Origin of the sequence: Candidatus Didemnitutus sp., from assembly GCA_019634575.1 — a bacterium.
Lineage (GTDB): Bacteria > Verrucomicrobiota > Verrucomicrobiia > Opitutales > Opitutaceae > Didemnitutus.
This window is the reverse complement of record JAHCAY010000001.1, coordinates 2,689,012-2,700,929: the sequence shown is the minus strand read 5'-3', so window position 1 is coordinate 2,700,929 and position 11,918 is coordinate 2,689,012. Positions and strand designations below refer to the sequence as shown.

General features: G+C 65.7%; 10 protein-coding genes. 7 read left to right on the top strand and 3 right to left on the bottom strand.

Translation table 11 applies throughout. From position 1 onward, the window contains the following. Positions 1 to 66: 66 nt before the first annotated feature. Complete coding sequence (locus KF715_11320) at positions 67 to 1,092, bottom strand: dipeptide epimerase (protein MBX3737273.1); 1,026 nt, start codon at positions 1,090 to 1,092, stop codon at positions 67 to 69. A gap of 519 nt (positions 1,093 to 1,611) precedes the next feature. Here KF715_11320 and KF715_11315 point away from each other — a divergent pair. The 4 genes from KF715_11315 to KF715_11300 all read left to right on the top strand — a co-directional run bounded on the left by KF715_11315 (position 1,612) and on the right by KF715_11300 (position 5,340). Continuing rightward, positions 1,612 to 1,866 (top strand): ferrous iron transport protein A, encoded by a 255-nt coding sequence (locus KF715_11315; GenBank protein ID MBX3737272.1) that lies wholly within the window; start codon positions 1,612 to 1,614, stop codon positions 1,864 to 1,866. A gap of 58 nt (positions 1,867 to 1,924) precedes the next feature. Next, positions 1,925 to 4,066, top strand: coding sequence for a ferrous iron transport protein B (gene feoB / locus KF715_11310; GenBank protein MBX3737271.1), 2,142 nt, complete (start codon positions 1,925 to 1,927; stop codon positions 4,064 to 4,066). Between the two features lie 92 nt (positions 4,067 to 4,158). Then, the gene (locus KF715_11305; GenBank protein ID MBX3737270.1) at positions 4,159 to 4,329 is read left to right on the top strand and encodes a hypothetical protein; all 171 of its coding nucleotides are present in this window, start codon (positions 4,159 to 4,161) and stop codon (positions 4,327 to 4,329) included. A gap of 114 nt (positions 4,330 to 4,443) precedes the next feature. Next, positions 4,444 to 5,340 carry a carbohydrate kinase gene (locus KF715_11300; protein ID MBX3737269.1) on the top strand — a complete coding sequence of 299 codons (897 nt, stop codon included), beginning with the start codon at positions 4,444 to 4,446 and terminating at the stop codon, positions 5,338 to 5,340. Position 5,341: 1 nt separating this feature from the next. Here the strand turns inward: KF715_11300 and KF715_11295 are convergent, their stop codons facing one another. Next, positions 5,342 to 6,625 carry an MFS transporter gene (locus tag KF715_11295; GenBank protein ID MBX3737268.1) on the bottom strand — a complete coding sequence of 428 codons (1,284 nt, stop codon included), beginning with the start codon at positions 6,623 to 6,625 and terminating at the stop codon, positions 5,342 to 5,344. Between the two features lie 98 nt (positions 6,626 to 6,723). Beyond that, a complete protein-coding gene (locus KF715_11290; protein MBX3737267.1) occupies positions 6,724 to 6,963 on the bottom strand; it encodes a hypothetical protein in 240 nt (79 codons plus the stop codon). A 124-nt stretch (positions 6,964 to 7,087) separates the two neighbouring features. On the opposite strand from KF715_11290, the gene KF715_11285 reads away from it, so the two are divergent. The 3 genes from KF715_11285 to KF715_11275 all read left to right on the top strand — a co-directional run bounded on the left by KF715_11285 (position 7,088) and on the right by KF715_11275 (position 11,829). Beyond that, positions 7,088 to 9,082, top strand: a complete 1,995-nt coding sequence (locus KF715_11285) for a DUF2075 domain-containing protein (GenBank protein ID MBX3737266.1) — start codon at positions 7,088 to 7,090, stop codon at positions 9,080 to 9,082. Positions 9,083 to 9,193: 111 nt separating this feature from the next. After that, a complete protein-coding gene (locus tag KF715_11280; GenBank protein MBX3737265.1) occupies positions 9,194 to 10,546 on the top strand; it encodes an amidohydrolase family protein in 1,353 nt (450 codons plus the stop codon). Then, positions 10,543 to 11,829 carry an amidohydrolase family protein gene (locus KF715_11275; protein ID MBX3737264.1) on the top strand — a complete coding sequence of 429 codons (1,287 nt, stop codon included), beginning with the start codon at positions 10,543 to 10,545 and terminating at the stop codon, positions 11,827 to 11,829. Before KF715_11280 ends, KF715_11275 begins: the two co-directional genes overlap by 4 nt. Positions 11,830 to 11,918 lie beyond the last annotated feature (89 nt).

The window sequence follows — 11,918 nt, the reverse complement described above, 5'->3', positions numbered from 1 at the left end:
CGCAGAGCGGACTGACAAACGGGAACTGAGCGTCCGGCGCGCGACGCGGGTGACGTTTCGTTCAGCTCAGCGTCGCACCGCGCCGATGCCGGGGCGGTCGTTGAGCGTCACGCGGCCGTCGACGATGCGTGCGCCGTCGAACGGGTCGTCCTTGATCAGCAGCGCGCCGTCGAGGTCGGCCCAGTCGACGAGCGGCGAGAGTTGCGCGGCAGCGGAGATGGCGCACGAGGTCTCAGTCATACAGCCGAGCATGACTTTCATGCCGAGCGCGCGGGCGAGGACGATCGACTTGTGCGCTTCACGCAGGCCGGTCGATTTCATGAGCTTGATGTTGATGCCGTCGAACACGCCGCGCAGGCGCGGCACGTCGTCGAGACGCTGCAGACTCTCGTCGGCGATCAGCGGCAGCGGACTGCGCTCGCGGAGCCACGCGATGTCGTCGAGCGCGGCTTTCCGCATCGGCTGCTCGATGAAAAGGACGTTCTGCGGCGCGAGCCATTCGATCATGCGCAGCGCGTCGTCGCGGTTGGTCCAGCCCTGGTTGGCGTCGACGGTGAGAGCGACGTTCGTGACCTCTCGGATCGTCGTGACGAGTTGGCGATCCGTTGCGGCATCGCGGCCGAGTTTGATTTTGAGAATCTTGTAGGGCGCGGCCTCGCGCGTCTTCTCGCGGACGACTTCGGGCGTATCGATGCCGATGGTGAACGACGTCACGGGCGCCTTGGCGGCGTCGAGGCCCCACAGGCGGTGCCACGGCGCGCCGAGTTTCTTGCCGATCCAGTCGTGCAGCGCGATGTCGATTGCGGCTTTTGCGGCGGTGTTGCCGGGCGCCAGCGCGTCGACGGCGGGAAGGATTTCTTCGAGCTGAAACGGGTCCGCCACGCGAGCGAGCAGCGGCTGGGCGAGGGTGAAGAACTTCGCCGCGCTCTCCTGCGTCTCGCCGAGATACGGCGGCATCGAGGCCTCGCCGTAGCCTGTCACGCCGTCGCGCTCGACTTCGACGAGCATGGCGGGCGTGGACGTGCGGGTGTTGGACGCGATGCCGAAGGCGTGGCGCAGGGCCAGCGTGTGCGGAACGAAGCGGAGCTGCATGCGGCGTGCATCGGACGGCGTTTCGGCGCGCGGCGCAAAGGCGAAAGCTCCGCGCACCGGTGGGCTTTCGGCGGAGGACGGAGCGAGCCGAGATGCAGGAGGGCAGGGGGCCGCAAAGAGGCGCGGAGCGACGCAAAAGAACGGGCGCTGCGGCGGTGCGCAGTAGGCAAGGAAGGGGCGCGATCACGCGTCCGCGCACGTCGCTCTGTTCGTGTGGCTGCGTGCCTTTTCGTGGCCGAATTCCTGACTCTCGTGCGCGCGCGGGTGCTCATCGCGCGCATGCATTTGTCGCCGCCGGCATGGCGGCGGCCATCTCAAGGCGCGGCCCCAAGCGAGGCATTTCGACGTGCATCGCTTGCCGAATTTATCGCGGGATTTGCGCGGATGGCGCGGCCATTTTATTCTTAAGTGCATGCCAATTAGATTTATCCGCATTCTGGTAACTTGTGGCTTCTCAAGGCGTTTCCCAAACCTTGGCTTGCAACTCAGTCTCAATCGCGTTTTCTGGCCCTCGTTCGAATGTCCACGCCATTCCAAGAACTCGCTCCGCTCTGCCAGCTGCCGGCCGGCTCGACAGGACGCGTGTGCCGGCTGACGGGCGACGAAGGTTTCTGCCAGCGCGTGCGCGAGATGGGCTTCGGCGAAGCGGCGTTGGTCACCAAGATTTCGGGCAGCGTCACCAGCCTCTGCCTCGTCAACGGAACCCGCCTGGCGCTCAACCACAGCGCGGCGATGAGCATCCTGGTCGAGCGTTTGCCGGCCGGCGCGAAGTAAGCGCCATGCGTCCCCCGCGCGCCGACTCGCGCCGCGCCTCCGTCGCCGCCTCCCGCGCGTGAAGCTCCCGTCGCACATCTCGCTCCCTGCGTCCGCCGCGAAGCGCCCGGCGACTGCGGCCGCTTACCGCACTCCCGTCTACGCGGTCGTGGGCAACCCGAATTGCGGCAAGACCACGCTCTTCAACGCCCTCACCGGCCTGCGCCAGAAGGTCGGCAACTATCCGGGCGTCACCGTCGAAAAGAAAACCGGCACCACCTACTCGCAGCACGGCCGCCCGATCCAGATCATCGACCTGCCCGGCGCCTACTCGCTCGCCGCGCGCTCGCCCGACGAGGCGGTGATGCGCGACGTGTTGCTCGGCCGGCGCGAGGACACCCCGCAGCCGGACCGCATCGTGTGCGTCGTCGACGCCTCGAACCTCGAGCGCAATCTCTACCTCGTCCACCAAGTCCTCGATCTCGGCCGCCCCGTCATCGTCGCGATGAACATGATGGACGTCGCCGCCGAGGCCGGGATCAAGGTCGACCCCGCCGCGCTCGAGCGCGAGCTCGGCGTGCCCGTCATCCCGTGCGAAGCCGTGCGCGGCAAGGGCCTCGTCGAACTCCGCCTCGCGATGAGCCGCATCGAGCTGCCGCTCGCGAAACACCGCTGGGACATCCCCGGCCCGATCGCGCCCGCCGTCGCGGAGATCCAAGCTTCGCTCGTGCAAAACGACGAGCGTCCGCCGCTCGTCGCGCGCGCGGAGGCGTTGCTGCTGCTGACGGATTTCGACTCCGTGCGCGTCGCCGGTTCGAAGCAGCATTCGCCGCGCACGCTTGAGATCCTCGCCGGCTGGCGCGCGCGCTGGACGAAGGAGGGCACCGATTGGTCCGGCGTGTTGATCCGCAGCCGCTACGACGCGATCGCGGTGCTGTGCGAGGACGTGATCCTGCGCGACCGCAATTCCGGCCCGTCGCTCTCCGACCGCATCGACGCCGTGCTCTGCCACCCGGTCTGGGGCCTGGGCGTGTTCGCGGTGCTGATGAGCCTGATGCTGTTCTCGGTTTTCTCGCTCGCGGAATATCCGATGAACTGGATCGACGAGCATGTCGCCGCCTTCGGCACGTGGGTGAAGGACGCGATGGCGCCGGGCGATCTCCGTGACTTGCTGACCGATGGCGTGGTCGCCGGCGTCGGCGCGGTGGTCGTTTTTCTGCCGCAGATTCTCATCCTGTTTTTCTTCGTCGGCCTGCTGGAGAGCACCGGCTACATGGCGCGCGCGGCGTTTCTCATGGACCGCGTCATGAGCAAGGTCGGCCTCACCGGCCGCGCGTTCGTGCCGTTGCTCAGCTCCTACGCGTGCGCGATTCCCGGCATCATGGCCACGCGCACGATCGAGAACGCGCGCGACCGTCTCGTCACGATCCTCGTCGCGCCGTTGATGAGTTGTTCGGCGCGCATCCCGGTCTACTCGCTGCTCATCGCGGCGCTGTTGCCTGCCGGCACCTCGGCGTGGACGAAAACCGGCCTCGCCGCGCTCATGTATCTGATCGGGACGGGCGGCGCCGTGGGCTACGCGTGGCTCTTCAAGCGCTTCCTCGTGAAGGGCGGCTCGCCGCACATGATCATGGAGCTGCCCGCCTACCAGCCGCCGCGCTTCGTCGACATCACGCGCCACATGGTCGAGCGCGGCTGGTTGTTCCTCAAGAACGCCGGCACGATCATCCTCGCGATCTCCATCGTGCTGTGGGTGCTCACGACTTATCCGAAGCACCCGGACCCCGCCGCCACGCCCACGCAGCAGATCGCGCACAGCTTCGCCGGCCAGGCCGGCCACCTCATCGAGCCCGTGATCAAACCGCTCGGCTTCGACTGGCGCGTGGGCATCGGCCTCATCACGTCGTTCGCGGCGCGGGAGGTCTTCGTGAATTCGATGGGCGTCATCTTCGGCGTGGAAAACACCGACGACACGACGCCGCTCCGCGACGCGCTGCGCAACGCGCATTGGCCCGACGGCGCGCCGCTCTTCACGCCGCTCGTGTGCTTGACGCTGATGGTTTACTACGTCTTCGCGATGCAGTGCATGAGCACGATCGCCGTCGTGAAGCGCGAGACGAACTCCTGGCGCTGGCCGCTCTTCCAAACCGCCTACATGACCGGCACGGCGTGGCTCGTGTGCTGTCTGATTTACCAAGTCGGCCGCGCACTGGGGTTCTGAGAATTTGCCCACGGAACACACCGAACACACGGAAACCCGCGCCATGAATTTCCTTTCCGTGTCTTCCGTGTGTTCCGTGGGCCACTTCTGAAATGTCCTCTTCGCTCCAAACCCTGATTGTCGCCGCCCTCGCGCTCCTCGCCGTGGCGTATCTGCTTTGGACGTGGTTTGGCCCGAAGAAAAAATCCGGCTGCGGCAGCACCGGTGCGTGCGGCGCCGTCTCGCCCGAGGTGAAAAAACTTCGGGCGCGCCTGAAACACTGAGGCCGGCTGCGCGCGCCGCCGCTCGCTGGGGGATTCCCCGTTTCATCGCGCCAGCGAGACTTTGCTCTGTCGCTCCGTCCGGTCGGGGCGCATGCTGACCGCGTTTTCCTCCCCATGCGATTTCGCTGCGTCGGCCTCGGTGAAGTGCTCTGGGACGTCCTGCCTGCCGGACGCCAGCTCGGCGGCGCGCCGGCCAATTTCGCCTGCCATGCCGCGGCGCTCGGCGCGGCGGCGGCGATCGTCTCCCGGATCGGCCGCGATCCCGACGGTCGCGCCCTCGACGCGCAATTGCGCGCGCTCGGCGTCTCGACGCTCGCCCTCGAACTCGATCCGCGGGCGCCGACGGGCACCGTCACCGTGGAAATCGTCGCCGGCGGCCAGCCCCGCTACGCCATCCACGAGGATGTCGCCTGGGATCATCTCGCCGGTGAGCGCGCCGGCCGCGAGGCCGTCGCCCAGGCGGACGCCGTCTGCTTCGGCACGCTGGCCCAGCGCCATCCCGTCGCGCGGGCCACGATCCGCGCGCTGCTCGTCGGCGTCGCTCCGGCCGCGCTGCGGATCTTCGACGTCAATCTCCGCCAGCATTACCACTCGCGCGAAGTGATCGAGGCGTCGCTCGCGCTCGCGAACGTGCTCAAGGTCAACGAGGACGAGCTGCCCGTGTTGCGCGACCTGTTCCGGCTCCCGGCCGAGCCCCGCGCCGCGCTCGCCGCCCTGGCCGAGCGGCACCGGCTTCGTGCCGTGGTCTACACCCGCGGCGCGCACGGTTGCCTCGTCTGGTGCGACGGACAATTCGCCGATCACCCCGGCCGGCCGGTCACGCTGGTCGACGCTGTCGGCGCGGGCGACTCGTTCACCGCTGCGTTCGCGATGGGATTGCTCCACCGCTGGCCGCTCGCGGAGGTCGTCGAGCGCGCCAGCGCGATCGCGGCCTTCGTCTGCACGCAGCGCGGCGCGACGCCCGCGTTGCCGGACGAATTGACCGCGCCGTTCCGCGCGAACCCCGCCTGACTCACGCCGCCGCTGGCGCCGGCACGAGCGGTTTCCTTTTTCCGATCGGCAACACGATCAGCGCGGCGATGACGCACAGCACTCCGGCGCCGATGAACGCCGGCGCGTAGCTGCCGAAACTCGTGCGCGTCGCACCGGCCGTGTAGGCCGCGAACGCCGCGCCGACCTGATGGCTCGCCACCACCCAGCCGAATACGATCGGCCCCTTCTCGCGTCCGAACACCTCGCTCGTGAGCCGCACCGTCGGCGGCACCGTCGCGATCCAGTCGAGCCCGTAGAACACCGCAAACACGCCCAGCCCCGCCGTCGGTCCGAGCAGCGCTTGCGGCAGGAAAATCAGCGAGAGCCCGCGCAGCCCGTAATAGGTGAAGAGCAGCGTCCGGCAGTTGAAACGATCGCTCAGCCAGCCCGACGCCGTCGTGCCGAACAGATCGAAAATCCCCATCACCGCCAGCAACCCCGCCGCGCGCACCTCGGGGATGCCGCAGTCGAACGCCGCCGGGATCAGGTGCGTGCCCACGAGCCCGTTCGTGCTCGCTCCGCACACGAAAAACGAGCCCGCCAGCAGCCAGAAATCCCGCACCCGCACCGCCTCGAGCAGCACGTCCACCGCGCGCTTGGCCGGGTTGCCCTTCGCGGACGCGTGGTCCTCGACCGGCCCTGTCTCGCCGAACGGTCGCAGCCCCACGTCACGTGGATCGTCGCGCATCAGCCACGCGATCAGCGGCACGACCGCGAGCGCCGCCGCCGCGACCACGAGCGGCGCACCGCGCCAGCCCTTGTCCGTCACGATCGTCGCCAGGCTGGGCAGGAAAATCAGCTGCCCCGTCGCCGTGCTCGCCGTGAGCAACCCCATGACGAGTCCGCGCCGCTGAGTGAACCACCGCGTCGCCACCGCCGCCCCGAGCACAGCCGCCGCCATGCCCGAGCCGATGCCGACGACGCAGCCCCACAGCACCACGAATTGCCAGTAGTGCGTCGCGAGCGTCGAGAGCCCGTAACCCGCCGCGAGCAACGTCATGGCCGTCATCATCGTCCACCGCAGCCCGAAGCGCTGATACAGCGCCGCCGCGAACGGCCCCATCAGGCCGTAGAGGAAGATGTTGATCGAGACGATCGACGACACCGTGGCGCGGCTCCATTGAAACTCGTTGCCCAGCGGCAGCAGGATGACCCCCGGCGTCGCGCGCGCCCCCGCCGCTGCCAGCAACGTGACAAACGTCACGCCGGCCGCCACCCACGCGTAGTGGAATTTCGTGAAAGGGACCTTGGCCGGAGCGCTCATGAAGGCGCGCAAGGTCGCCGATTCCCCGCGTCCGTCAAACGGCGTTCCGGTGTTACCCGCGTTTTGCCGCCGACTGTGCGAGGGCCGCGCGTGGCGAATTAACCGCGCTGCGCTTCGCGCTGATGTTCGAGGTCGCGGATGATGGCGGTGTAGAAATCCGCGATGCGTGTGGCCTCCACTTCGTCGCGACAGGCCTCGATCGCGACCGAATCGTCCGCGAGATGCCCGCAAGCGTGATATTCCGCAGTCGCCCGCCATGTCGTTTCCCGAACCCGCAAGCCGTCGAGAATCTGTCCGAGCTCATTTTCTCCGAGGCGAATCAGGTAGGTCTGGCTCATGATGCCCAGTCCACCTGGCCAGGAGCGCGAAAGGCGACAAGAGGTTTCTTGGCGGAGGCCTATCGTCTGCGGTCGTTCGCACGCTTTGCTTGATCGCTTAGGGCTGGAGCGCCAATAGTGCGGCGTGGCGCACACTCCCGAAAAATCAGTCTCCTCTCGGGCGTGGTATTCGGCGTCGATCGCAGACTTTCTCGCCGTCACGGATAACGAGATCCTCGGTGCACTCACACGCCATTCGGAGTTCAGTGTCGACGAAACTCAGGCTCAGGCGTGGCTGGAAGAGATCAGATTTCTGAAGGCCCACCTGCGCGGTCTGGCAGGCACGATCTATTTTGAGTTCCACGTGCCGCGGATGGGGAACCGCATTGATGTCGTGCTGGTGATCGGCGCGGTCGTTTTCGTGATCGAGTTTAAGGTCGGAGAAAAGATGTTCGCGCGCAGTGCCGTGGAACAGGTTTGGGACTACGCCCTCGATTTAAAGAATTTCCATGAGGGCAGTCATCAGGTTGCGATCGTGCCCATACTCATTGCCACGGCGGCGAACGATTCAGGGACCAGTGTTCCGTCGTGCGATCAGGACCGAGTCTATCGACCCATAAAAGTAAACCCGCTGGAGTTTCGGAAAACGCTGGATGCGGTTGTCGGGCAAATCTCCGGACCCGCACTTGCTGCAACTACGTGGGAGAATGCACCCTACAAGCCGACCCCGACCATCGTGGAAGCGGCTCGTGCCCTCTATGCACACCACCAAGTCGAGGCGCTCAACTGTTTTGATGCGGGTCGGCAAAACCTTGGGCGGACGGCAAAGCGCATTGAGGCAATCATCGACGAAGCGAGAACCAAGAAAAAGAAAGCCATCTGCTTCGTCACTGGCGTGCCCGGAGCAGGCAAAACGTTGGTTGGCCTTAACACCGCAACGCAACACCGACGAGAAGGGGAGCCAACGCACGCAGTGTTACTGTCTGGCAACGCCCCGCTCGTCGCCGTGCTCCGAGCCGCACTGACGCGAGATGAGAAAGCGCGGTTAAAAGCGGCGGGCAAGAAGCGTCCAAAGGGCAGCGATCCGGTGAAGCAATTTATCCAGAACGTGCACCATTTCCGTGACGAAGCGGGAAAACATGATGGGCCGCCCGCGGATCATGTGGTGGTATTCGATGAGGCGCAGCGCGCGTGGAATCAGGCCAAGACCGCAGACTTCATGAAGCGGAAGAAAGGCCGGCCTGACTTTCAGCATTCGGAATCCGAGTATCTACTTTCCTACGTTGACCGACATCAGGACTGGGCAGTTGTCGTTTGTCTCGTAGGTGGTGGACAAGAAATCCACACAGGCGAAGCCGGTATCGGAGCGTGGCTGGATGCGGTGAATCGCTCGTTTTCTCACTGGGAAATGCACATTTCATCCAAGCTCACCGACAGCGAGTATTCCGCTACTGGAATCATTGATGCGGTGCGGGAGAGCGCGAGGGTGCATTTTTCCGATGAACTCCATCTCGCGGTGTCGATGCGCTCTTTCCGGGCCGAACATGTTTCCGCATTCGTCAAAGCCTTGCTGGATTGTGAGCAGGATATCGCGCGTTTGGCGCTGGCGAGATTGAAGCGCTATCCCATTGCGGTGACTCGCAATCTCGCTTTGGCAAAAAGCTGGGTGCGTCAACGCGCGCGCGGGAGTGAGCGCTACGGGCTCATCGCGTCGTCACGTGCTCAGCGCCTCAAGCCTCACGCGATCGATGTTCGCGTGAAGACCGATCCAGTCCATTGGTTTCTCGATGGCAAAGATGACACGCGTTCCAGTTACTATTTGGAGGACGCTGCTACGGAATTCCAAGTGCAGGGACTTGAAGTGGACTGGGCGATTGTGTCGTGGGATGGAGACTTTCGTTTCAAAATACCCGATTGGAGCTATCACGACTTTCGCGGCGCTAAATGGCAGAACGTGAAAAAGCCTGACAACCGGAACTACTTGAAGAACGCGTATCGGGTGCTTCTCACACGTGCTCGTCAAGGGATGGTTATCTTTGTTCCAGAGGGCGACAGCGCCGATCCGACATGTGCGCCCGAATACTACGACGCGACATTTCAATACCTGCGTGATGTTGGTGTGCCGGTTCTGGACTCGTAGTGGACCGCGGCGGACATCCTCTGCGTTAGGTTGAATCGTCCACAACGAAGCAAGTGCCTTCGTCGATTTCCCGTTGCCGCGCCCATGCGGCTGCGCATCTTCCCGGGCTTTATGTCCCTCCGAACCGTGTTACCCTTGGCGGTCCTTCTGGGATTGGCCGCCAGCGCCTGCGCGCAGGACAAGCCGCTCGTGCTTCAAGGCGCGCAAATCATCCCCATCGTCGGCGAACCCATCATGCATGGCGTGCTCGTCGTCTCCGGCGGCAAGATCGTCGCGGTCGGCACCGCCGGCTCGATCGCCCTCCCGCCGAACGCCGAAATCCGCGACGTCACCGGCAAGATCATCATGCCCGGCCTCGTCGATTCGCACAGCCACATCGGCGGTCCGGCCGGCGCGGATGCGTCGAGCCCGATCCAGCCTGATGTCCGCGCGCTCGACTCCATCGACGCGCAAAGCCCCTCGATTCAAAAGGCCCAAGCCGGCGGCATCACCACCGCCAACATCATGCCCGGCTCCGGCCACCTCATCAGCGGCCAGACCGTCTACGCCAAGCTCCGCGACGGTCGCACCGTCGACGACCTGTTGATCAAGAACGACGACGGCACGATGGCCGGCGGACTCAAGATGGCCAACGGCACCAACTCCATGCGCGGCGTGGGCGGCTTCCCCGGCACGCGCGGCAAGTCCGCCGCGCTCGTCCGCGAGCAGTTCATCAAGGCGCAGGAATATCGCGACAAGATCGCCCGCGCCAAAGGCGACCCCGACAAGCTCCCGCCGCGCGACCTCGCCTTGGAGGAACTCGTCGAAGTCCTCGACGGCAAGCGCGTCGTCCAGCACCACACCCACCGCCACGACGACATCCTCACCGTGCTTCGGCTCGCGAAGGAATTCGGCTTCAAGGTCGTGCTCCACCACGTTTCCGAAGGCTGGAAAGTCGCCGACGAAATCGCCAAAGCCGGCGTCGCTTGCTCGGTCATCATGATCGATTCGCCCGGCGGCAAACTCGAGACCAAGGAAATGTCCTTCACCACGCCCGCCGTGCTCGAGAAAGCCGGCGTGCTCGTCGGCCTGCACACCGACGACGGCGTCACCGATTCGCGCCACTTCCTCCGCGCGGCCGGTCTGGCGGTGCGCGGCGGCATGACGCGCGACGGCGCCCTGCGCGCCGTGACGATCGCCAACGCCAGGATCCTCGGTCTCGAAAAGCACATCGGCTCGCTCGAGCCGGGCAAGGACGCCGACTTCATCATCCTCGATGGCGATCCGCTCAGCGTCTACACGCACGTCGAGCAGACGTGGGTCGAAGGCCGCAAGGTCTTCGATCTCTCCGATCCGCAGGACAAACTCTACGCCCTCGGCGGCGCGGGAGCCGGCGACCCGCGCCGCGTGCAGCTCTGCTGCTTCGGCAACGCCTGGGACATCATCGCCGCCGCCAACGACCAACTCTTCGGAGGTGCCCAATGATCTCTCATCTTTCTCGTTCTCTTAATCTTTCTCTATCTCTCGGTCTCGCGCTGGCGGCGACGGGCTTCGTCCGTGCCGAGGCCGAAGCCTCGATGCCGCTCGCGATCTTCGCCGAGACGCTGCACACCGCCGCCGGCGCCCCGATCCACGACGGCCTCGTGCTCGTCGGCCGCGACGGCAAGATCGCCTACGTCGGCCCCGCGAAGGACATCGCCTACACCGCCGATCACCGCGTCATCCGCGCCAAGGTTGCCACGCCCGGCCTGATCGACGCCCGCGCCACCGTCGGCCTCTCCGGCTTGCTGAATCAGCCGCACGACCAGGACATGCTCGAGCGCTCCGCCGCCGTGCAGCCCGAACTCCGCGCGCTCGACGCCTACAACGCCCAGGACCCGCTCGTCGCTTGGGTGCGTGGCTTCGGCGTGACGACCGTCAACACCGGTCACGCCCCCGGCACGCTCGTGTCCGGCCAGACGATGATCGTGAAGACGCTCGGCCGCGAATCCGACGAGGATGTGATCAATCCCGCCGCGATGACCGCCGTCTCGCTCGGCAACGCCGCGTTGAATCGCGCCGAAGGTCCCACCGGCGGCGCGGCGGCCGGCGGGCCCAAATCCCCCGGCACGCGCGCCAAGGCCGTCGCCATGCTCCGCGCCGAACTGATCAAGGCCCAGGAATACGCAAGGAAGCGCGACGCCAAGGACGAGACGAAGCGACCGCCGCGCGACTTGAAGGCGGAGACCTTCCTCCGCGCGCTCGACGGCTCGCAGCCGCTCCTTATCCACGCCGACAAGCAACTCGACATCCTCGCCGCGCTCCGGCTCGCGAAGGAGTTCAACCTGAAGATCGTGCTCGATGGCGCCGCCGACGCGCACCTCGTGCTCGACCAGATCAAGGCGAGCGGTTTCCCCGTGATCCTGCATCCCACGATGGCCCGCGCCAACGAGGACGCGGAAAATCTCGCCATGGACACCGCCGCAAAACTCCACGCCGCCGGCATCCCGTTCGCGATCCAGAGCGGTTACGAGAGCTACGTGCCGAAGACGCGCGTCGTCCTCTTCGAAGCCGCCGTCGCGGCCGGCAAAGGCCTCGGCTTCGATGCCGCGCTCGCCAGCGTGACGATCGATGCCGCGAAAATCCTCGGTATCGCCCAGCGCACCGGTTCGCTCGAGCGGGGCAAGGATGCCGACCTCGCGCTCTACGACGGCGACCCCTTCGAATACACCAGCCACTGCGTCGGCACGGTGATCGACGGCCAGCTCTTCGAGCACGGCGCGAACTGAGCGCACGATGGCTCAGCGCCGCGAATCTTTTCAAGCCGGGTAGCCTATTAGGTTACCCGGCTTTTTCGCACGGCACTGCAGGTGCCTTC

Bases quoted from the DNA above. Each gene is read 5' to 3' on its own strand.
- KF715_11295 (MBX3737268.1), bottom strand. From the start codon at position 6,625: ATGAGCGCTCCGGCCAAGGTCCCTTTCACGAAATTCCACTACGCGTGG.
- KF715_11320 (MBX3737273.1), bottom strand. From the start codon at position 1,092: ATGCAGCTCCGCTTCGTTCCGCACACGCTGGCCCTGCGCCACGCCTTC.
- KF715_11300 (MBX3737269.1), top strand. From the start codon at position 4,444: ATGCGATTTCGCTGCGTCGGCCTCGGTGAAGTGCTCTGGGACGTCCTG.
- KF715_11275 (MBX3737264.1), top strand. From the start codon at position 10,543: ATGATCTCTCATCTTTCTCGTTCTCTTAATCTTTCTCTATCTCTCGGT.
- KF715_11315 (MBX3737272.1), top strand. From the start codon at position 1,612: ATGTCCACGCCATTCCAAGAACTCGCTCCGCTCTGCCAGCTGCCGGCC.
- KF715_11290 (MBX3737267.1), bottom strand. From the start codon at position 6,963: ATGAGCCAGACCTACCTGATTCGCCTCGGAGAAAATGAGCTCGGACAG.
- KF715_11305 (MBX3737270.1), top strand. From the start codon at position 4,159: ATGTCCTCTTCGCTCCAAACCCTGATTGTCGCCGCCCTCGCGCTCCTC.
- KF715_11280 (MBX3737265.1), top strand. From the start codon at position 9,194: ATGTCCCTCCGAACCGTGTTACCCTTGGCGGTCCTTCTGGGATTGGCC.